The organism is Amycolatopsis kentuckyensis (genome assembly GCF_041679295.1).
Lineage (GTDB): Bacteria > Actinomycetota > Actinomycetes > Mycobacteriales > Pseudonocardiaceae > Amycolatopsis > Amycolatopsis kentuckyensis_A.
Map to the genome: position 1 here is coordinate 292848 of NZ_JBGDMD010000009.1, position 20638 is coordinate 313485.

Genomic DNA, 20638 nt, shown 5'->3' on the forward strand with positions numbered 1-20638 from the left:
GAGGGTCAGGATCGGGGTCCTGGCGCCGGCCGTCTCAGACCGGCGGGCGAGTCCGACGCACGGCGCGTCTTCGTCGTCCCCTCGTCCCTGTCCGGAAATGCTTTCGCTCGGGGTATGGGTCCGGGGATCCGTTGGACAGGGCTAGGCGCTACGGATTCCCGGTCGTGCTGGTTGGTCGGGGCCAACCGAAAAGCGACGGTACGTAACGATGGCCGTGATCGGAAATTATTCGGGGCGTGACCTACGTCACAGTAACAGCACGCAACCCCCGTCGATGTGGATGTTTGCGCAGGTCAGCGGGCCGTTATCTGGTCGTTTCCTTGCCGAGATAAAACACGGATCGTGAGGCTTGCATCACGTGTTTTGCGCAGCGAATGGACCATTCGCGACGTCCGGTCGGCGATTGAAGCGCGCATCTTATGACTGCTCGCCGGACTGCGCCAGACTTGACAACTGTGCCTCAGGCGCCCCTTGAGTCACAACAGTCCCACTCGTTCGTGGGGTTTGCCGCCACTGCCGGAACCGTGCGCCTCCGTGCGGGAGTCCGGTCAAGTACACGCACCGCGACGGACCAGGCGAAACGCGTCACCGGAAGGCGTGGCGGCGGAGCGGGACCAGCTTCTCGCGAACAGCCGGAATTGGTGACGCGCCACGCCGAGGCCGGGAGGAGGTTCGCCGAGCGGTCGGCGGCGCAGTGCGAGCGGTCGGCTGTTTATAGGGAGGGTGAAGCTCTGGGTGGCCGCGGCGGCCGGGCAAGCTCAGACGACACGCCGGCAGCTTGGCAGGGACGGCGGCCCGGGCAGGGGCGTGGCGGCTCGGCAGGGGCCCGCAGTCCGGCAGGGCGGAGCGAGGGCCGAGGTGTCCACAGGCCGACCGTGATGTGGATGATCCGGGCCGCCGCCCTCGTTTTTCGGCCTTTTCGGCGGACCTGCCCGATACGCTGAAGCGGGGCTCGTCCCCCGGGATGGGTGGGGTCCCGGCATAGTCGGATCGGTGCGGGCGGTCTGGGGCCGGTGACGTCATGAACGGGGCGTTTACCTCGCCGGATGCGTTGAACGAGTCCTTGATGGCCATCGAAGCTCGGCATTCTGTCGAAGTGCCTCTTCGGTCCAGCGTTCCGCGGGCGGTGGTGCTCGCCCCGCCCGGCTGGTGGAGCCCTGGCGTCAGGTGACTGGAATGGGTCATGGCGTGTGGGGAGGGGTGGGGCTTGGGGACGTGCATTCGGGTCGCGTGAGGTGGGGCGGGGCAGCTGTCCTGTCAAAGCCCTTCCGGCACCCCGAAGCTGTCATCGTGACTACGGCCGGCAACACCGCGTCAAGGCGGGAAAGATGCCTTGACCCGGCGCTGCCGGCCGTGTTCTGGCTTCGGATCGGGGTGCGGGGGAGTCTGGGTCCTCGTCGGTGCCCGTTCTCGGGGGCCTCTCGCCTTTGGCATCGGCTTTTGTGGCGTGGCGAGACGAGGCGCAGTCGTTCAGGCGGCGGATGACATGAACGAGTCGTTCACCTCGCCAGATGCGATGAACGAGTCGTTCACGACCACCGAAGCTCGGCATCCCGCCGACGCGCCTCTTCGGCCCGGCGTTCCGCGGGCTGTGGTGCCGGGCGGAGCATCGCCCCACCCGACTTTGCCGGAGCCCTGCCCGGGATGGGTGGGGGTCTGCTTTCCGGGGCCTCAGCTGGGCCGGCACCTCAGCAGGGCTCGCAGCCCCACAGAAGGCATCGAAACCGGCCTCAGCCGCCCGCAAAGGGCGGCAGCACGTCCAACTCGGCACCGTCCCGCAGCCCACGCCCGAGATCCCGCACCGCAACCCCGTCCAACAGATAACTCGCAGCGTCGAGAACCCGCGGCAACCCCGCCGGGTGCAGCCGCCGCAGCTCGATCACCGCGTCGCCCACCGAAGCGCCCTCCGGTAGCTGGACCTTCTCCTCTTCTTCGCCCGCCGCGGCTCGCGCCGAGGCGAAGTACCGCACCACGATGGTCAGAGTCGACATCTCAGCCGCCGATCGCGCTCATCGGCCGGATCGGCTGGGCGAATCCGGCGTCGTTGATCTCGTGTCCCGCGAGCTTGCCCCACATCGTCGCCCGCCAGGCGTCCGCAATCTCTTCATCACGCGCGCCCGCGCGCGCGAGGGAGCGCAAGTCCGTCTCGTCATTGCTGAACAAGCACGACCGCACCGCGCCGTCCGCCGTCAGCCGCGTGCGCTCGCACGCCGCGCAGAACGGGCGGGTCACCGACGCGATCACGCCGACGTCGCCCGGTCCGCCGTCGACCAGCCAGCGCTCGGCCGGCGCGCCACCCCGCGCCGCCGGGAACGGCGTCAGCTCGAACGACCCCTCCAGCATCGACAGGATCTCCGCCGCGGTGATCATCTCGCCGCGGTTCCAGCCGTGCTGGGCGTCCAGCGGCATCTGCTCGATGAACCGCAGGTGGTAGCCCTCGGCGAGGCAGAACTTGAGCAGCGGCACGGCTTCGGTCTCGTTGACGCCCCGCATGAGCACCGCGTTGACCTTCACCGGCGACATCCCGGCGTCGCGCGCGGCGGCCATGCCGGCGAGCACGTGCGAGAGCCGGTCGCGGCGGGTGATCTCGAGGAACGTCTTCGGGTCGATCGTGTCGAGCGAGACGTTGATCCGGTTCAACCCCGCCTCGGCGAGGCCGGCCGCGCGGCGGGCGAGCCCGATCCCGTTGGTCGTCATGGACAACCGGGGCCGGGGCGACAACGCCGTGATCCGCCCGACGATGTCCTCGAGGCCCGGCCGCAGCAGCGGTTCGCCGCCGGTGAGCCGGATGTCGGTGACGCCGAGCTGCTCGACGGCGATCCGCATGAGCCGGACCAGCTCGTCGTCGCTCAGCACCTGCTCGCCCGGCATCCAGTCGAGGCCCTCCGCGGGCATGCAGTAGGTGCAGCGCAGGTTGCACCGATCCGTCAGGGAAACCCGCAGATCGGTGGCCACCCGGCCGAAGGTGTCGATGAGGTGCGGGTTCTCGGGCCTGGGCACGCGAGATGACCCTCGTGTACCGGGGACGCGAGGAAACCCGAGATCCACTGCTGTCATTACGCACAGAGTAGCTCCGGAACGCGCGATCCCGTCGTGCCAAGTAGGATCCTTTGCCGAGTGAGTGGTTCAGTTGCCGAACTAACGAGGGCCTGTGACGGAAAAGACTTACCCGGTCACCGAAGAGGAGCTCTTCCGCTTCGCGGAATTGGGCCGCGCGGGCAGCACGTTCACCGTCCTGCGGCACGCGCGGATCGCCGAGCGGATGGGCCTGTCCGGCACCGACCACAAGACGTTCGACCTGGTCATCCAATCGGGCGGACCGTTGACCGCGGGCCGGATCGCCGAGCTGACGGGCCTGTCCACCGGTGCCGTGACCGGCGTCATAGACCGGCTCGAGAAGGTCGGTCTGGTCCGCCGCGTGCGCGATCCGGAGGACCGGCGCAAGGTCCTCGTCGAGGTCGTGCCGGGGGCCGCCGACCGCTTCGCGCCCCTCTTCGCATCGGCCTTCGACACCCTCCGCGAGACGCTCGCGCAGTTCTCCCCGGCCGAGCGGAAAGCGATCGAGCGTTATCAGAATGTCATCCTCGAACAGCTGCGCGCCGAAGTCATGCACAATTCGCGCCCTGCGTAGCTTTTCCTCAACTGCGGAGATAATGTCAGCGCCATGCCGCAATTTCGGTTGTCCGAGGCCGCGCGCCTGCTCGGCGTCAGTGACGACACGGTCCGGAGGTGGGTGCGCGCGGGGCAGCTGACCGCGACCGACGACGCCGCCGGCCGCAAGGTCGTCGACGGCGCCCAGCTCGCGGGCTTCGCCCGGGCCCAGGCCTCCGGCCCCGAGGACCCCTCCACCGTCGGCCGCTCGGCCCGCAACCGGTTCGTCGGGCTGGTCACCGAGGTCATCGCCGACAAGGTGATGGCCCAGGTGGAACTGCAGTGCGGGGCACACCGCGTGGTGTCCCTGATGAGTACGGAAGCCGTCCGCGAGCTGGGCCTGCGCCCCGGGGTGCTCGCGGTCGCGGTGGTCAAGGCGACCACTGTCGTGGTGGAAACACCGGAAGGAAGTCGATGAAGAAGCTCGCTCTCGCCGTCGCGGCCGTCGCCCTGTTCGCGGGCGCGTGCAGCAGCTCGGACGAGCCCAGCACGCAGACCGGCGGGTCGTCGGTCACCGCGCCCGCGCCGAAGGGCGGCGGCGACGCCGGCACCGGCACGCTCACCGTGTTCGCCGCCGCGTCCCTCACCGAGTCGTTCACCGCGCTCGGCAAGGAGTTCGAAGCCCAGCACCCCGGCGTCACCGTGAAGTTCAGCTTCGCGGGCTCGTCCGGCCTGGTCCAGCAGCTGACCAACGGCGCCAAGGCCGATGTCTTCGCCTCGGCCGACCAGGCCAACATGGACAAAGCGGTCCAGGGCGGCGTGATCGACGGCCAGCCGACGGTCTTCGCGACGAACAAGCTCGCCATCGCGGTCGCGCCGGGCAACCCCAAGGGCATCAAGTCCTTCGCGGACCTGAACAAGGCCGGCCTGACCGTCGTCACCTGCGCGCCGCAGGTGCCGTGCGGCTCGGCGACCAAGAAGGTCGAGACCGCCACCGGCGTCACGCTCAAGCCGAAGAGCGAAGAGCAGGACGTCAAGCAGGTGCTGAACAAGGTCGCCTCCGGTGACGCCGACGCGGGCCTGGTCTACGTCACCGACGCCACCTCGGCCGCGGGCAAGGTCGAGAAGGTCGACTTCCCCGAGGCGTCCGGCGCGATCAACAACTACCCGATCGCCGTGGTCAAGGGCGGGCAGAGCGCTCTGGCCAAGCAGTTCGACGACTTCGTCCTCGGCACCGAGGGCAAGAACGAGCTGACGAAGGCCGGGTTCGGCCCTGCGCAGTAAGCGGCTCTCCAGCGGCCGGCCGGGATCCGTCCCGGCCGGCCGTTCGCGCGTTCCGTGGGTCCTCGGCATCCCGGCCACCCTCGCGCTGGCTCTCGTCGTCCTGCCGGTCGTCGGGCTGCTGGTGCGCTCGGACCTGACGCGGCTGCCGTCGCTGATCGCCACGCCGTCGTCGTGGCACGCGCTGCGGCTGTCGCTCATCACGGCCGCTCTGTCCACTTCGGCCTGCGTGCTGCTCGGCGTGCCGCTGGCCGTCGTCCTCGCCCGGGCCCGGTTCCGCGGGGTCAGGCTGCTGCGCTCGATCGTGTTGCTGCCGCTGGTGCTGCCGCCGGTCGTCGGTGGCCTCGCACTCCTCTACCTGCTCGGCCGCAAGGGCTTCCTCGGCATGCTGATCACGACGTTGACCGGGGAATCGGTGCCGTTCACCACGACCGCGGTGGTCATCGCGCAGACGTTCGTCGCGATGCCGTTCCTCGTGGTCAGCCTCGAAGGCGCGCTGCGCGGCGCCGGCGACCGCTACGAGCAGGTCGCCGCGACCCTCGGCGCCCGCCCGTGGACCGTCTTCCGGCGCGTCACGCTGCCCCTGCTGCTGCCCGCGCTCGGCTCCGGCGTCGTCCTCAGCTTCGCCCGCGCGCTCGGCGAGTTCGGCGCGACGATCACCTTCGCCGGCAGCCTCGAAGACGTCACGCGCACGCTGCCGCTCGAGGTCTACACCCAGGCCGAAGTGGACATCGACAGCGCCGTCGCGCTCTCGCTGCTGCTCATCGTCGTGGCGGTCCTGGTCATCGCCGTCGCGCGGCCGCGCTCGTGGGAAGGCGGCCTGCGGTGAGCCTGACCGCCCGGATCGAGGCCGTCCGCGGCTCGTTCTCGCTGGACGTCGACCTCGACGTGCCCACCGGAACCGTGCTGGCGCTGCTCGGCCCGAACGGCTCGGGCAAGTCGACGGTGCTGGGCTGCCTCGCCGGGCTCATCACGCCGACGTCGGCGGAGATCACCGTGGCCGGGCGCGCGCTGGCCGGCGTCGCGCCGCACCGGCGTGGGATCGGCCTGCTGTCCCAGGACGCGCTGCTCTTCCCGCACCTGTCCGCGGCCGACAACGTCGCGTTCTCGCCGCGCTCGACCGGCGCCGGCCGCCGCGCCGCGCGGGAGCGGGCCTTCTACTGGCTGGCCGAAGTGGACGCCGTCGCGCTCGCGGACCGGCGGCCCGGGCAGCTCTCCGGCGGCCAGGCCCAGCGCGTCGCGATCGCCCGGGCGCTGGCCGCCGAGCCGGACCTGCTGCTGCTCGACGAGCCGTTCGCGGCGCTGGACGTCGACGCCGCGCCGGCGATCCGCGGCCTGCTGCGGCGGGTGCTCAAGACCGGGCCGACGACCGTCCTCGTGACGCACGACCCCCTGGACGCGCTCGCGCTCGCCGACCACGTCGCGGTGATGAACGGCGGCCGGATCGTCGAACGCGGCCCGACCCGCGAAGTGCTTTCCGCACCGCGGACGGCGTTCACCGCGCGGATCGCCGGGCTCAACCTCGTCGCCGGCACCGCGGTTCCCGACGGCCTGAGGACGCCGTCGGACGAGGTGGTGAGCGGGATCCCGGCCGAGGACGTCGTGCTGGGGGAGCCCGCGGTTGCGGTGTTCCCGCCGAACGCCGTCGCCGTCTACCCCCACGACGGCGAGCACCGCGGCAGCCCGCGCAACACGGCCGACGCCGTCGTCGCGGCCCTGGAACCGCACGGGCCGGTGATCCGCCTGCGCGCCGAGGGCGACGGCTGGGCGCACGGGCTGACCGCCGACCTGACCCCGGCCGCCGTGGCCGAGCTCGCATTGGAGCCCGGCTCGGCGGTGACGCTGTCGGTGAAGGCCGCGACCGTGGTGGTGCACCCGGCCGCGGCCTCCTAGCCGACGGGGGTCAGCCCTCGTGGTGGTGGCCGCCGCCCGGGTGGACGTGGAACTTCGCCACCTCCGGCGGGTGCACGACGAACGGCCGCATCATGCCTTCGTCCTCGTGGTCGAGGATGTGGCAGTGGAACATGAACTGGCCGGTGCCGCCGCCGAACTGGCCGGCGACGCTCACCCACTGGCCGGGGTTCACGATGATCGTGTCCTTCCAGCCCTCCTCGTACTTCTCCAGCGGGACGTCGGTGAACCCGCTGATCGGCGCCGTCGTCCGTTCCGTCGGCTGGTCGAACGTCGTCGTGAACGCCCGCCGGAACAGCGCCTGGAACTCCGTCAGGTGGATGTGGATCGGGTGCGCGGGCCCGCCGTTCGCGACGTGCAGGATGTTCCACACCGCCCAGCGGTCGTGGTCGATGAAGATGCCCGTGGTGTCGTCGAAGAGCCGGCCGACCATCCGGAACGTCTTCAGCCCGCCTGACGGGTCCTGGACCTGGATGACGCCCTCGCCGCCCGGGTCGGCGTCGACCTGCTCGAGGTCCCACATCTCCGGGTGGCCGGCGGAGTTGAGCAGCAGTGCGATCCAGGCGTGGTCGTGGTCCTCCGGCAGCGTCGTGCCGTGCTGCAGCCGCACGTAGGACGGCGACACCTTTTCGGGCAGCGTGAACGAGTCGTGCTTCGCGCGGCCGTCCACCCGGAACTCCATGAGGTCCGGCTCGATGGTGCCGAGCCGCGGGTCGGCGTTGCGCAGCTTGAGCTTCTGCCCCTTGAACCGGCTGAAGTCGATCAGCACGTCGAAGCGTTCGGCCGGGGCGACGGTCAGGCCGTTGCGGGGCAGCTCGGCCGGCACCGGCAGGAGGCCGCCGTCGGTGCCGATCAGGCGGACGGCGTCGTTCACCGGGTTGTTGTTCTCGTCGACCAGGTTCAGCGTGTAGAACCGCGAGTTGGCCGCGTTGAGCAGCCGGAAGCGGTACCACTTCGCGTCGACGTCCAGGTGCGGCCAGATCACGCCGTTCACCAGGTTGAACGGCCCGGAGAACGGGATCATCGGGCCGTTCGGGACGTACGGGAACTTGAACAGCAGCTGCCCGGTGAGCGCGCCGGTCGCCGGGTCGGTGTCGAGGTTGCGGTCGGTGATGATCAGCGGGATCTCGCGGTCGCCGTGCGGCAGGTCGAGCGCGTCCTCTTCGTCGTCGCGGATCAGGTACATCCCGGCCAGGCCGGTGTGGACGTTGAAGCGCGTGATAGCCATGGCGTGGTCGTGGTACCAGAGCGGCATCGCGGGCTGGCGGTTCTGGTACTCGGCCAGCTGCGACGTGCCCTTGAGGCCGGCGTTGTGCGCCCAGCCGTCGTTGCCCGCGTTGGTGCGCGCGCCGTGCAGGTGGACGACGGTCCACGCCGGCAGGTCGGCGACGCCGTCGACGATCGAGTAACCCGGGCGGTCCAGTTCGCGGCCCGGGCGGCTCGTCGGCCCGTCCGTCACCGGCCCCTGAACGGCCACCAGCGGGAACTCCCCGTCGATTTCGTTCGACCACGAAATCCGCAGCTGCTTGCCGCTGCGCACTTCGATCGTCGGACCCGGGAAATGGCCCGCGTACGTCCACAACGTACTTTCCGGCAATTGCGAGTGCAGCCGCTGGCGCTTGGTCACCATCGGAATGGTGATCAATTCCCGGCTGCGGGCCCGGAACACGGGCGGAATCGGCAGTGGGTCGAGGAACTTGGTGAGTCCCCAGTTCGGCCCGGTGATCGGCGTGGCCGCGGCCGGGCGTTCGATGATTTCGGTCATTTGTTCTCCCCCTTCGCGTTCGGGGGCAGGAAGAATTGCGCCACGGCGACCCGCGCCGGCGACGTCGAAAAGTATTCCCCCGAACCCCCTCGGTGGCCGGGAACGCGACTCCCCTCGCGGTACCGGCAATTCCCACTGTAACCCTTTTCGCGGCAGACCGCAGGTGTCTCGCGCGCGTGATAGGTTCCGCGCATGAACGATCGCCGGTGGACGTACCTCTCCGACATGGACGGCGTCCTGGTCAAGGAGGAGCACCTCGTCCCCGGGGCCGACGAGTTCCTCGCCGAGCTGAAGTCGAACGGCATCGACTTCCTGGTGCTGACCAACAACTCGATCTACACCCCGCGCGACCTGCGGGCCCGGCTGGAGCGCACCGGGCTCGACATCCCGGAGGAGTCGATCTGGACGTCGGCGCTGGCGACGGCGAAGTTCCTCTCGTCGCAGCGGCCGAACGGCTCGGCGTACGTCATCGGCGAAGCGGGCCTCACGACGGCGCTGCACGAGGTCGGGTACGTCCTGACCGAGCGCGACCCGGACTACGTCGTGCTCGGCGAGACCCGCACGTACAGCTTCAGCGCCATCACGCGCGCGATCCGGCTGATCGAGGGCGGCGCGAAGTTCATCGCGACCAACCCGGACGCGACCGGCCCGAGCGTCGAGGGTTCGATGCCGGCCACCGGGTCCGTCGCGGCGCTGATCGAGAAGGCCACCGGCCGCTCGCCGTACTACGTCGGCAAGCCGAACCCGCTGATGATGCGCTCGGCGTTGCGCCGATTGGGTGCGCATTCGGAGTCGACGCTGATGATCGGCGACCGGATGGACACCGACGTGCACTCGGGCATCGAGGCCGGTCTGCAGACGATCCTGGTGCTCACCGGCATATCCACCCGGGAGTCGGCCGAACGCTATCCGTATCGGCCCACACTGGTGATCGACTCGGTCGCTGACCTGATCGGGCGGACCCTGGACCCGTTCGGCGAAGGCTGACCACCGGCCGGGCAGGCGAAGGGCTTATCGTCACCGGATGAGCAACTCCACGTACGTTGTCGGCGACGTGCACGGCCACCGCGACGAGCTGGTCGACGCACTGCGCGCCGAGGGGTTGGTGGACGACGAGGGCAACTGGTCGGGCGGCGAGGACCAGCTGTGGTTCCTGGGGGACTTCGTCGACCGCGGCCCGGACGGCGTCGGCGCGATCGACCTGGTCATGCGGCTCGAGGAGCAGGCGGCCGAGGCGGGCGGCCAGGTCCAGACGCTGCTGGGCAACCACGAGATCCTGGCGCTGGGGATGTACCACTTCGGCGACGAGCCGGTGCCGTCCGACTTCGGGCCACGCAGCTTCGCCCGCAGCTGGGAGATCAACGGGGGCCTGCTGTCGGACCAGGACCGGCTGACCCCGGAGCACATCGAGTGGCTTTCGCAGCGGCCGCTGGCAGCGCTGGCGGCCGACCACCTGCTCCTGCACTCGGACACGCTGGAGTACCTGGACTGGGGGTCCACGGTCCCGGAGATCAACGAGGCGGCGGCCGACATCCTCGCCGGTTCGGACATCGAAGCGTGGTGGGACGTCTGGCGCCGGATGACGACGCGGTACGCGTTCCGCGGCCCGGACGGCGAGGAGAACGCCCAGAAGCTGATGGACGCCCTCGGCGGGACCCGGATCGTGCACGGCCACAGCGTCATCGCCGACCAGCTGGGCATCCACCCGACGCAGATCGAGGGACCGTTCCTGTACGCGGGCGGCAAGGCGCTGGGCGTCGACGGCGGGCTGTTCGTCGGCGGGCCGTGCCTGGTGGTGCAGCTGCCGTACGAGCCGGAGTCGTGATCAGGGGATCTCGACGATCTCCTTGCCGAGCGGCATGAGGGACACCGGGATCATCTTGAAGTTCGCCACGCCCAGCGGGATGCCGATGATCGTGATGCACAGGGCGATGCCGGTGAAGATGTGCCCGATGGCCAGCCAGAGCCCGGCGAAGATGAACCAGATGACGTTGCCGATGAAGGACGCGGCGCCGGCGTCACGGCGGTCGACGACCGTGCGGCCGAACGGCCAGAGCGCGTAGTTCGCGATCCGGAACGACGCCAGCCCGAACGGGATGGTGATGATCAGGATGCAGCAGACGACGCCGGCGAGCAGGTAGCCGAGGGCCATCCAGAAGCCGCACAGGACGAGCCAGATGATGTTCAGCAGCGTGCGCATCAGACGTGCAGCTCCCCACTCACGATGGTGACGGCCTGGCCGGCGAGGTGGACGCGGTCGCCGTCCTGGCGGGTCCGGACGATGCCGCCGCGTTGCGAAATCTGGTGGCCGGTGAGCTCGGTTTTCTGGAGCTTCCCGGACCAGTAGGGCGACAGGATGCAGTGCGCCGAGCCGGTGACGGGGTCTTCGTCGATGCCGACGCCCGGCGCGAAGAAGCGGCTGACGTAGTCTGTTTTGTCACCTCGTGCGGTCACCAGCAGACGGCCGGTCCAGGTGTGCTTGAGCTTGGCGAGGTCGGGTTCGAGGTTCTTGACCGTTTCGGCGTCCTTGAGGACCGCGAAGAGGTTTTCGACGCCGCGTCCGACGTACTCGATCTCGATGCCGGGAAGGATTTCGGAGAGGTCGTCGTCGGTCGGGGTCGGCGGGTCGGAGGGGAAGTCCAGTTCGACCCAGCCGTCTTGTGCTTTGGCACGCAGCTCGCCGCTCTTCGTGGTGTAGGTCTGTTCGCCGCCGAGAACGTGGGTGGCGGCGACGGTGGCGTGCCCGCAGAGCGCGACCTCGACCGCGGGGGTGAACCACCGGAGTGATTTGGGGCCTTCTTGCGTGGTGACGACGAAGGCGGTCTCGGCGTGCTTCATTTCGGTGGCGACGGCCTGCATCCAGCCGGGATCGGCAGGCTCGTCGAGCAGGACGACCCCGGCGGAGTTCCCGGCGAAGGCCCGGTCGGTGAAGGCGTCGACGACGAAGAAGCGCATGCTCCCAATGTAGCCCGCGGCTTCGGGGTGTTGATCATTTCTCAGGGAGATTCCGGGGTTGACCCTTACTACTCCCCGATGGTGGGCTTGACGATCTTTTCGCCATCGGGCCCGCGTTCGGGCTTGAGGTCGAAGACATCCTCCTCGACGGCGTACTTGTTCTTGTGGTCCTTGTCGTCTTCTTTCTTCTTCCCGGCGGCACCCGCGGCCCCGGCATTTGCGCCTGAGCCCTTGCCCTTGGCGGCCGCGGCGGCGGTGGCGCCGCGCTCGAGCCGTTCGCCGGTGGCTTTCCCACCCCCGGTCTTGCCGCCTTCGGCTGCTTCTTTCGGGGTACCGGTGTAGCCCCCACCGGAGACGCGCGAGCCGGCAAACCCACTCCCGGCGCGCCCGGCGCCGGACTTGCCGCGGACGGTGTCTCCGCCTGCGTTGGTGCTGCCCGCGGTGGTGCCGGGCATGGCGAGGCCGTCGGGAGTCATGCGCGGGAAAGAGCTGGGAGCGGGTGTGCCGCGGAAGTTCGTGTTGCCGCCGGTGAAGTTGTTGCCGGTACCACTGGTGACTCCAGGCTGCACGAAGTTCGGCGGCGGCGTGGTGCCGGGTGGGGTCACGCCGGGTGGGGTGGTGCCGCCGCCGGGGACGAAGGTGCCGCTGGTACCGCCGGTGCCCGTGGTGCCGCCTCCGATGGTGGGGGTGCCGGTGAAGCCGGTGCTGCTGGTGCCGTGGAACCCGGAGACGGAGGTGGAGTCGTTACCGCCGCCGAGCTGGGGTGGCGGTGCGTAGGTGGGTTGGGAGCTGGCGGTTTCGTGGTAGGTACCGTCGAGGTTTTGCAGGACTTGAACGGCTTGTTGGTGAGCGGCGTCGGCTTGTTGCTGCTTGGCCTGGATGCCGGCCATGGTGCTGCTCATGCCGATGAGGTTGCCGGAGTTGTACTGCTGTTTGGCCTTGTCGAGCTCGGCTTGCTGATTGAAGCCGGTGGGCTCGGGCATGTTGGTCTTGGCGTAGTGGGCAGCTGCGGACTGCTGGGAATAGTGGTTTGAGGCGAGCTGCATGGCATTACCGGTTTGTTCGGTGTGCCCGGCTGTGCTCTGGAAAAACGTGTTCGCCTGGTCCGCGGCCGGCCCTTGCCATGAGCCCCCAGCGGCGGTGGCGGCATCGCGGAACTGGTTGGAGGCGTCGGCGAGCCAGTTGCCGTAGACGTTCGCCACCCTGCTGCGGTCGTTCAGGTCCTCGAGGTTGAGATTCTTGTGGACCATGTCGTACAGCACTTCGTGCGGCTGGTTCGCGTAGTTCTCCTCAGGCGCCGGAGCCCCTGCGCGCAGGGTTTGCCCTTCCTGCAAGAGCTTTCCCTGGGCGACCGAATAGTCCGACGCCGCTTTCTGGGTGATCCCCTGTGCGTCGGCGCCGTGGCCTTGGAGCTTCTGTTCGGTGGCCGCGTAGTAGTCACCCTCGGACTGGCGGTGCTGCGCCCGGTGTGGCTGACTCATGGCTGGACTCCGTATCAGTTGTTCTTCGGCAGCAGAGGCTCGACTTTCGGAGCGAGGCTTTCGATCTTCTTGCAGGCGGCGGCAGTATCCGATCCGAAGGCGAGCGACATCAGGGCTCGTGAATCCCGTACTTTGAATCGGATGGAACATTGCCCCTTGGCCTGCAGGGGTTCCTGCTCCTCGATCGCCGGGCGGTCGTTCACCTTTCCTTCGCTGGCTTTGCTGGGATTGTTCACGTTGTCCCGGTAGTTCCCGCCGGCTTGAAGGACCAGTCCGATGTCCATGCCGGGTGTGTCGCCAGACGTGGGCTTGAAGGAGTGGCAGCTGTGCTCAGGGGACGCAACGGTCGGCACTGCCTGGGGAAAGCCCTCCCCGGTAAGGGCTTGATCCAGGATTGTGCAGGGGCTCAGGCCTGCGAAGGGATCGTTCGAATCAGCCGGCGTGCTGGTCGTAGCGGAAGTCTGCGAACTCGGAGTGGCTTGTCCGCCGACTGCACTTGTGCAAGCGGCGGAGCCAAGCCCGAGGACCAGAGCGGCGATCGCGGCCTGAACGCGTCGTGCGATCACTTCTCCTGCAGCCCTTCGTTCAACTTGGCAAAAGTCATGCTGTGGGCGTCCTCGGTCTCGCGGTAGTTCTTGCGCGCGATCACCATCGCCTCGCGAGCTTGCTCGATACCGTCTCGCATCTTTTCGAGGTTGGGTATCAGCGACTCCGGGTCGCCGTTGGCGACCTGCACGTTGAAGCTGGCGACAGCCTTGGCGTAGTCGCTACCACCCATCTGAGCCGGATTCGCCAGTGTATTGACGTTGATGAGTAGTGTGGTGAAGCCGTCCAAGAAGAAGTCGCAGGCCTTGATGTAGGCCTGGAACCCCTCTTCGTTCACCGCGAACTGGCCGCTTTCCGCGAGTGATTTCAGGTGACTGCCACCGGTGCTCACCTTCTCCGCGGCTGCTGTATCGACGGGCCCGGTGAGCAGCCCCGAGAGAAAGTTCGACCCGGCATCACCGGCCGCCGGTGGGGGTGTGAACGACCCCGGTGCGCCGAACTGCGATCCGCCCATGACGCCCTCCCAGCCGTCGTCCACCACACTGCGTGGCCCTCTCGCACTGTACTAGTGACGAACCGGCCGCGTCAGTGGTTCCGGCCACGCTCCAGCAGCCACGTCCGCAGGTGAGAACCATCCGATGGGGTGAACGTCACCCGCGTCTCATTGCCCGGTAGCGACTCGCTGAACATCAGGAACCGGCCGCCCTCGTTGTCGACGAACGTCACCGTCCCGACCGGCTTCAACGCCCCGGAAAACCGGACCGACAGCTCGAACGTCCCGTACCGGTGCAACGGCCATGCCGAGAACTCCGTCGCCGCGTCGGCGTCGCGGCGGGTGCCCGGCTCGATGAACGTCAGCTCGGCCAACGGGACCGGGCGGTACGCCGGGAGCATGCCGACCACCAGGTCGACCAGCCGGTCCGGGCGGGTCTGGGCGAACACGATCTGCTCGCCCGCCAGCTCCGAGAACACCCCCAGCCCGTGCCCGATCGCCGCGCGGTAGAACACCTGGCGGCCCTCCTCCGCCGCGCGGACGATGATCAGCACGTCCGGCTGGGTCCACGCCCGCAGCGTCTGCTCGACCTCGATGTCCAGCTTGTCCGGACCCGCCAGGCCGCGCGCCCGCATCGACTCCCACGACGCCGCCGCGATGCGCTCGTTTTCGAGCAGGGTCCGCCCCGGGCTGCGGATTTCGAACGGGTGCCAGTTCGCCGGAAGGCCGGTACGCCGGACCGCCGTGTCGACCTCAGCCAGGCCCAGTGAGAATTCCTCCGGCACGTCCCCGAGCGTAGCGGAACGGCCACCGCGCGCTCAGATGTCGAGCTGCCGCACGCCCGTCTCGCGGAACGTCACCCGGCCGGCCGTCGCCTGTTTGCGCAAGCGGACGATTTCGTGCGGCTGCAACCCGACCGCGACGCCGAACGCCTCCACGTCCGGGAACCCGCCCTGCCGCTGACGCAGCTCCAGCGCCTTGGTCACCTGCTCCGGGGTCAGCACCCGCGCCAGCTCCGGCCCGGAAGCCGAATTGACGTCCACCAACGACACCGCCACCGGCGCAGGCAACGGCGGAGGCGCCAGCGCGACGGCATCAGCGGGCACGTAAGCCTCGATCGTGTCGTTCTGTCGCAGGTCCCGGAACGCCAACCCGACCGTGAACGTCCGGACGCCGCCGTTCGTCCGCACCGCGACCCCGCCCCGCGCCAGCGACAGGATCCGCAGGTCCGACGCCACGACCGTGCTCCGCTCGTTGAACGTCGTCCCCATCGGCCGCAGCACCCGCGCCCGCGTGCCGACGGTGAACAGCGACCCGCGCCCCTCCGGAACCTCGACCGCCGCCACCACCGACCCGTTGCCCAGGTCGTTCAGCCCGTGCACGACGGCGACGCCCTCGCGCCGCTCCAAGTGGTCGTGCGACGGCTCCTGGAACGCGGTCAGCCCGTCGCCGGCCATCGGCGGCACGTCGCACTGGAAGCCCAGCAGCACCGTGCCCTGCTGCCCGGCCTGCAGCTCCGAAACCGGTCCGGGGCCGAACACCCCGAGCACCCGCATCGGCTGGCCGCCCCGGGACAGCGAGACCAGCGAACCGAACCGCAGGACGCCGTCGCGGACGGCCACCTGGACGTGGAAGCCGGTCAGCTGGTCGTAGGCCGGCGCGACGACCTGGGCAACGCCTTCCGGCTGACTCAGATCCGGGCCGACGGTGGCGTCGGTGTACAGCTCCAGCGAGTCGCCGCTCCCGAGGTCGCTACGGCCGACCGCGACGAAGACGTCCTTGAGGAACCCCGCGTCGGTCACCGGCTCGACGTCGCTGGAGAAGAACTTCTTCCGCACCATGATCCCGAGGCGCAGGTTGTCCGCCAGGATCCGGTCGCCGCGCAGCAGCCGCGCGCGGGCGCCGCGGACGGCGCGCCCGATGCTCACCTGCCCGCCGGGCAGCTCCCCGAGGCCGGGGAGGGCGACCGAGTCGTTGAGCGCCTTGCCGAACTCGATCAGCCCGACCCTGACCTCGGTCACGACGTGGCGGCCAGGGTGACGCTGATCGACTGGTCGGCGTTGACGCGCTCGGACTCGATGACCATGCCGGACCGCGCCGCGCGCTCCTTCAACCGCGCGAGCACCGAGCGCTGCACCTCCGCCGCATACGCTTCGTCGACCGACAGCACCAGCCGCTGGGCCTCGGCTTCGGCCAGGCCGGGCCCGTCGACGTGCGCCATCTGAACGCCCTCGGCGCCGTAGCCGAACGTGATCCGGCGCCCCTCCCAAGCGGCGACGACGGAGTTGCCGTCATCCGTCACCTGCGCCCGCAGCCCGGTGAGCGCGCGAGCGAGGAGGTCGCGGTGGCGCATCCGCGTCCGCACGGTGACCACGCCGGCCTGCAGGTGCGCCGCGATCGTCGCGGCGTTGAGCTGGGCCAGCGCCTCGCTGCGCAGCTTGAGCGTGACACTCATCGGGGCTCCCTTTCGAGCAGCGCTTCGAGCACTTCGGTGGTGGCGAAGCCGTTCAGCTCGATCGCGCCTTCGGGCGAGATCGTCAGTTCCAGGCGGTTCGGGGTCGTGAAGATCGACTCGTCGTAGCGGTCGGTGAGGAAGTGGAACCGCTGGTTCACCGAGCCGACCCACGGGCGCGAGGTCTCCGGCTTGTCGGCCAGGAAAGGCCCGTCCACCAGCAGATCCGTCGAATCCAGCAGCTGAGACGGCGGCAGGTCCTCCAAGACGTGCCCGGTGAACGTCATCACCGACAGGCCCTCGGAACGGACCGCGGAAGCGAAGAGCCCCAGCGGCCCCGGCTGGTCGAACGGTTCGCCGCCCAGCAGCGTGACGCCTTCGATGCCCTTGATGTCCAGAACGCGCGACACCAGGTCCTGCCAGGGCAGAAGAGTGCCGCCGCGGGTCGTCCACGTCTGCGGGTTGAAGCAGCCGGGGCAGCGCACCGAGCACCCCTGCGTCCACACCGCGCACCGCAGGCCCGGCCCTTCGGCCGCGGTGACGTCGACGATCCGGTGGAGGTTCAGGAGTTCCATTGCGACTGCTGCTGCGACGCCGTGTTCTCGACGGAAGCCGACGTGCGCCGGTAGTCCTCGGTGAACTCCGACGTCACGGTCTCCGCGCCGAGCAGGTCCTCGAGCAGCGGGATGTAGTCGAGGCACTTGGACCCGGTCACGCCGTGCGTTTCGGCGCTGATCGAGCCGTCCTTGCCGATGGTGACGGTCACGCGGTGCGTCATACGTCGATCGTCCTTCCCCTCGGGGACTCCGGCCGCGGTGGTGCGACGGGCGCCTCGGTGACGTCGTCGGAAGTGTCCGTCGCTGCGACGGCCCGGGTCTCCGCCCAGTTCCGGATGGCCAGGATTTCGTCGGCCTGGGTGACCGACAGCGGCACGGTCGACTTCACCGCGCGCACGAGGTCGTCGCGGCGCAAGGGCCGCTTCTCGGCGAACGCGTCGACCAGGCCGGCCAGCACAGCCTGCTCGATCTCGGCGCCGCTGTAGCCCGCGCTGACGTCGGCGAGCTCGGCGAACAGCGCGTCGTCGAGGCGCAGTTCGCTCGCCACGAACGTGTCGGTGACGCGCTTGCGCAGGTGGATCCGCCAGATCGCGGCGCGCTCGGGACCGGAAGGCAGGTCGACGAAGAAGATCTCGTCGAACCGGCCCTTGCGGAGGAACTCCGGCGGCAGCGAGTCGACCTGGTTCGCGGTGGCCATCACGAACACCGGCGCCGACTTCTCCTGCATCCACGAGAGGAACGTGCCGAAGACGCGCCGCGCGGTGCCGCCGTCGCCACCGCCGCCCGCGCCGGCCAGGCCCTTCTCGATCTCGTCGACCCACAGCACGCACGGCGCGATGCCCTCCGCGGTGCGGATGACCGTGCGGATGTTCTTCTCGCTGGAGCCGACCAGGCCGGCGAAGACGCGGCCCAGGTCGAGGCGCAGCAGCGGCAGCCGCCACATGTTCGCGACGCACACCGCGGACAGGCTCTTGCCGCAGCCGGGGACGCCGGTGAGCAGCAGTCCCTTCGGCGCGGCGAGGTTGTACGCCGACGCGGCGGGTGTCCAGGTGCCGGTGCGCTTGGTCAGCCACCGCTTGAGCCGGTCGAGGCCGCCGACGGCGTCGAAGCTCGTCTCCGCGGGCACGATGTCGAGCATCCCGGACCGGCGGACGGCCTGGCGCTTCTCGGCGAGGATCAGCTCGAGGTCGCTGGGGTCGAGGCCGCCGCCTTCGACGAGCGCCCGAGCGAACGCGTTTTCGGCTTCGGGCAGCGTGAGGCCGCGCGCGGCGGCGACGATCATGTCCCGGTCGTCGCGGTCGATGCTGATCCGGACGTTCTGCCGGTGCGCGGCGACCATGCCGTCCAGCAGTTCGCCGATCTGGCGCTGGTCGGGCAGCGGGAAGTCGACGACGCTGGCGTCGTGCTCCAGCTCCGGCGGCACGGGCAGCGACGGCGACACGAGGATGAGACTCAGTGGTACGGGCCGCGTCTTGAACGCGGCGGCGAGCTCCCGCAGCCGCCGGACGACGTCGGGATCGGGCCGGTGCCCACCTTCGGAGACGAGCGACGGGTGCAGATCGGCGAAGACGAAGACGGCGGGCTCACCCCAGCCGTAGATCCGTTCGAGCGCGGCGGCGGCACTGCGGGTCTCGCTGATGGGCGGCCCCCCGGCGGGGGCGAGCCCGCTGGTGGAGGACCAGACGTAGACCCGCCGCGGCGTGCGAAGCCGCTGCTGGTCTTCGGCGACGGCGCGGATCTCCCGCAGCACCCGCTGCTCTTCGTGCGTCTCGACGACCAGCAGCGGGTAGCGCGCCTGCAGCAATTGGGTCAGCTCATCGCGAAACCCCTGGCCGGCCATCGATCGCCCCCTCGAAGTCCGTCCGGACCTTACCAGCGCTCCGATCGGGGAGCGGGGAGATCACCGAGCCGCACTTCGCTCTTCACGGCGGTGCGCCCGGACGCGTTCCTGCAGGGAGTCGTACCACTGACGGCCACGCTGACCGCAGTTGTCCCGGATCAGGTGCTTCAGGGTGGCGGTGTTGGTGTTGAGGTCGCGGACCAGGGTGAGCCCGCGGTCGACCTCGGCGGCCAGGAGGCTCCGGGACCGCGCGAGGGTCCCGGCTGCGGCGTCGAGCGCCTGGCGGTCCGGCCGTTGCCGCCGGCCGTTGGCGTTCTTCGCGCGCAGGCGCAGCGCGATGGTGACCCGGACGTCGGCGAGCATTCGCGACATCGCCCGCAGCGAGTCGCCCGAGGAGCGGTAGTGCCGGTACGCGCCGTCCGCGCACCCGAACGACGCGAAGTGCAGGTCACGCAACGCCACGAAGTCGACTTCCGAACGGGCCTGGCGAAGCCGGGCGTCGATCTCCCGGCCGAGCCGGGAGACCTGCTCGTTCTGCGCCCGTACCTGCCGGACGGCCCGGTCCGCCCGGACGGTGGCCGCGCGCACCGATTCGACGGTGACCGCCCTCGGCCGCGCACCGGGTGGGAACCACCGGTCCCACAGGCGGTACAGCAGGACGACGACCACCGCGGCCGCGCCGGTGCCACCCACGACGGTGAAGGTCTGCTCGGCCGCCCGGGGGCCGTGCGCGGTGTTGCCCGCGAGCAGCAGCGCGGCCGCGGTCGTGTTGGTGACGAGCAGGAGGAACACGCTGCGGAGCAGCCCCCTCCGGACGACCGGTCCACGCTTGCCCGCCGATGCCGGGGCGAGCCGGCGCCCCCTCCGGGTGAGCGGTGTGCCGGCCCGGACGCTCAGCACGAACGCCACGAGCGGCGCCATGGCCAGGGCGACCAGCCACTGGGTCCGGCTCTGGGCGAACTGGGCGGGCTCGTTGAGCAGGAGGTAGCCCACCACCGCGGGCGCCGCCAGCGCCAGGCAGACGGCGCCGAGCAGCCCGCCGGCGAAGGGGAGCCCGAAGAGGGCGAACAGCAGGCAGCCGCACCCGGTGCCACCGGATCTGCGTGCCGGCATCAGGTCAGGCTCCGAGACCGGACGACGTCATCGCCGCCGCCGGCGAGGCCTGGTGCCGGTGGGCAGCGCCGTCGGCGTGGGGGCGCGGCCGAGCACCGAATCGACGTGGCGGACGAGTTCGTCGCCGTGCACCGAATGCTGGTTGACCAGGTTTTCGGTGAGGAACCTCAACGCTTCCAGGTACAGCTGCTTCTCCGCGAGTGAAACGCCGGGCTTCACCAGGTGCAGCTGCATTTCGCCCATGTTCTTCCGGAGGTCCTTCGCGTTGAGCTCGGCGTGACCGACCCGGTCGTGCATGCTCTTCAACGACTCGCCGACGGCGACGCGCCGATCAGCCAGCGCGGTGAGCCGCTCGACCTTGGCCGCGTCGATCCGGCGACCTTCGACGTTGAGCTCGCGCATTTCGACGGCGCAGGCGCACGACTCGGCGAAGATGCGGGCGGCCGCCCCCAGTGGGTTCAGCGCCTCGGCCAGGTGGGAAACCGCCTGCCCGAACACGATCCGGCCGTTCTCGAAACCGACTAGTTCCCTGCTCAAGGATTTCCGCCCATCTCGGGTATCGGCACAGTGCGGTGAGGAGGTCGCGGCCGTTCCGGACTTCGTTACGGGCACGCGGGATCTCGGTGCGCAGCTGGCTGTCCGGTGCCCGGCTT

At 69.7% G+C, this 20638-nt stretch carries 23 protein-coding genes; 7 read left to right on the forward strand and 16 right to left on the reverse strand.

Annotation, left to right across the window (positions count from 1 at the left end):
• Positions 1–1730: 1730 nt before the first annotated feature.
• Both ACERZO_RS35615 and moaA read right to left on the reverse strand, forming a co-directional pair.
• Positions 1731–1991 carry a MoaD/ThiS family protein gene (locus ACERZO_RS35615; RefSeq protein ID WP_372670273.1) on the reverse strand — a complete coding sequence of 87 codons (261 nt, stop codon included), beginning with the start codon at positions 1989–1991 and terminating at the stop codon, positions 1731–1733.
• Between the two features lies 1 nt (position 1992).
• Positions 1993–3000, reverse strand: a complete 1008-nt coding sequence (moaA, locus tag ACERZO_RS35620) for a GTP 3',8-cyclase MoaA (protein ID WP_372670274.1) — start codon at positions 2998–3000, stop codon at positions 1993–1995.
• A 151-nt stretch (positions 3001–3151) separates the two neighbouring features.
• Here moaA and ACERZO_RS35625 point away from each other — a divergent pair, with 151 nt between their 5' ends.
• From ACERZO_RS35625 to ACERZO_RS35645, 5 genes are all read left to right on the forward strand, one after another.
• Entirely contained in the window at positions 3152–3631 is a 480-nt protein-coding gene (locus ACERZO_RS35625) for a MarR family winged helix-turn-helix transcriptional regulator (RefSeq protein ID WP_372670275.1), read from the forward strand.
• Positions 3632–3664: 33 nt separating this feature from the next.
• Positions 3665–4069 carry a TOBE domain-containing protein gene (locus tag ACERZO_RS35630; RefSeq protein WP_086675206.1) on the forward strand — a complete coding sequence of 135 codons (405 nt, stop codon included), beginning with the start codon at positions 3665–3667 and terminating at the stop codon, positions 4067–4069.
• Complete coding sequence (modA, locus tag ACERZO_RS35635) at positions 4066–4875, forward strand: molybdate ABC transporter substrate-binding protein (protein WP_372670276.1); 810 nt, start codon at positions 4066–4068, stop codon at positions 4873–4875. The genes ACERZO_RS35630 and modA overlap by 4 nt, the downstream gene beginning before the upstream one ends.
• Positions 4876–4942: 67 nt before the next feature.
• A complete protein-coding gene (locus ACERZO_RS35640) occupies positions 4943–5701 on the forward strand; it encodes an ABC transporter permease (protein ID WP_372670413.1) in 759 nt (252 codons plus the stop codon).
• Positions 5698–6765, forward strand: a complete 1068-nt coding sequence (locus ACERZO_RS35645; protein WP_372670277.1) for a sulfate/molybdate ABC transporter ATP-binding protein — start codon at positions 5698–5700, stop codon at positions 6763–6765. Before ACERZO_RS35640 ends, ACERZO_RS35645 begins: the two co-directional genes overlap by 4 nt.
• Before the next feature lie 10 nt (positions 6766–6775).
• Here ACERZO_RS35645 and ACERZO_RS35650 read toward each other — a convergent pair whose 3' ends face one another.
• The gene (locus tag ACERZO_RS35650) at positions 6776–8548 is read right to left on the reverse strand and encodes a multicopper oxidase family protein (RefSeq protein WP_372670278.1); all 1773 of its coding nucleotides are present in this window, start codon (positions 8546–8548) and stop codon (positions 6776–6778) included.
• 192 nt (positions 8549–8740) lie between these two features.
• Between ACERZO_RS35650 and ACERZO_RS35655 the strand changes: the two genes are divergently transcribed.
• On the forward strand, positions 8741–9535 hold the full coding sequence (locus tag ACERZO_RS35655) for an HAD-IIA family hydrolase (protein WP_372670279.1): 795 nt from the start codon (positions 8741–8743) through the stop codon (positions 9533–9535).
• A gap of 37 nt (positions 9536–9572) precedes the next feature.
• A complete protein-coding gene (locus ACERZO_RS35660) occupies positions 9573–10373 on the forward strand; it encodes a metallophosphoesterase (protein ID WP_372670280.1) in 801 nt (266 codons plus the stop codon).
• Here ACERZO_RS35660 and ACERZO_RS35665 read toward each other — a convergent pair whose 3' ends face one another.
• The 13 genes from ACERZO_RS35665 to ACERZO_RS35725 form a co-directional block, all read right to left on the reverse strand.
• Positions 10374–10748: a YccF domain-containing protein gene (locus ACERZO_RS35665; RefSeq protein ID WP_372670281.1), complete on the reverse strand. Its 375-nt coding sequence runs from the start codon at positions 10746–10748 to the stop codon at positions 10374–10376.
• A complete protein-coding gene (locus ACERZO_RS35670; RefSeq protein WP_372670282.1) occupies positions 10748–11503 on the reverse strand; it encodes a PhzF family phenazine biosynthesis protein in 756 nt (251 codons plus the stop codon). The genes ACERZO_RS35665 and ACERZO_RS35670 overlap by 1 nt, the downstream gene beginning before the upstream one ends.
• A 68-nt stretch (positions 11504–11571) precedes the next feature.
• Positions 11572–12984 (reverse strand): hypothetical protein, encoded by a 1413-nt coding sequence (locus tag ACERZO_RS35675; protein ID WP_372670283.1) that lies wholly within the window; start codon positions 12982–12984, stop codon positions 11572–11574.
• A 14-nt stretch (positions 12985–12998) separates the two neighbouring features.
• Positions 12999–13550, reverse strand: coding sequence for a DUF3558 family protein (locus ACERZO_RS35680; protein ID WP_372670284.1), 552 nt, complete (start codon positions 13548–13550; stop codon positions 12999–13001).
• Positions 13547–14068: a hypothetical protein gene (locus ACERZO_RS35685; RefSeq protein ID WP_372670285.1), complete on the reverse strand. Its 522-nt coding sequence runs from the start codon at positions 14066–14068 to the stop codon at positions 13547–13549. The genes ACERZO_RS35680 and ACERZO_RS35685 overlap by 4 nt, the downstream gene beginning before the upstream one ends.
• Positions 14069–14115: 47 nt before the next feature.
• A complete protein-coding gene (locus tag ACERZO_RS35690) occupies positions 14116–14808 on the reverse strand; it encodes an ESX secretion-associated protein EspG (RefSeq protein WP_372670286.1) in 693 nt (230 codons plus the stop codon).
• 33 nt (positions 14809–14841) lie between these two features.
• Entirely contained in the window at positions 14842–16044 is a 1203-nt protein-coding gene (locus ACERZO_RS35695; RefSeq protein WP_372670288.1) for a hypothetical protein, read from the reverse strand.
• Positions 16041–16478, reverse strand: a complete 438-nt coding sequence (locus ACERZO_RS35700; protein WP_372670289.1) for a hypothetical protein — start codon at positions 16476–16478, stop codon at positions 16041–16043. Before ACERZO_RS35700 ends, ACERZO_RS35695 begins: the two co-directional genes overlap by 4 nt.
• A complete protein-coding gene (locus tag ACERZO_RS35705; RefSeq protein WP_372670290.1) occupies positions 16475–17050 on the reverse strand; it encodes a 4Fe-4S single cluster domain-containing protein in 576 nt (191 codons plus the stop codon). Before ACERZO_RS35705 ends, ACERZO_RS35700 begins: the two co-directional genes overlap by 4 nt.
• The gene (locus tag ACERZO_RS35710) at positions 17038–17253 is read right to left on the reverse strand and encodes a DUF2997 domain-containing protein (protein WP_372670291.1); all 216 of its coding nucleotides are present in this window, start codon (positions 17251–17253) and stop codon (positions 17038–17040) included. The genes ACERZO_RS35705 and ACERZO_RS35710 overlap by 13 nt, the downstream gene beginning before the upstream one ends.
• Positions 17250–18872 (reverse strand): AAA family ATPase, encoded by a 1623-nt coding sequence (locus ACERZO_RS35715; RefSeq protein WP_372670292.1) that lies wholly within the window; start codon positions 18870–18872, stop codon positions 17250–17252. The genes ACERZO_RS35710 and ACERZO_RS35715 overlap by 4 nt, the downstream gene beginning before the upstream one ends.
• 60 nt (positions 18873–18932) lie before the next feature.
• Positions 18933–19985: a hypothetical protein gene (locus tag ACERZO_RS35720; RefSeq protein ID WP_372670293.1), complete on the reverse strand. Its 1053-nt coding sequence runs from the start codon at positions 19983–19985 to the stop codon at positions 18933–18935.
• A 27-nt stretch (positions 19986–20012) separates the two neighbouring features.
• On the reverse strand, positions 20013–20522 hold the full coding sequence (locus ACERZO_RS35725; protein ID WP_372670295.1) for a hypothetical protein: 510 nt from the start codon (positions 20520–20522) through the stop codon (positions 20013–20015).
• Positions 20523–20638: the final 116 nt, after the last annotated feature.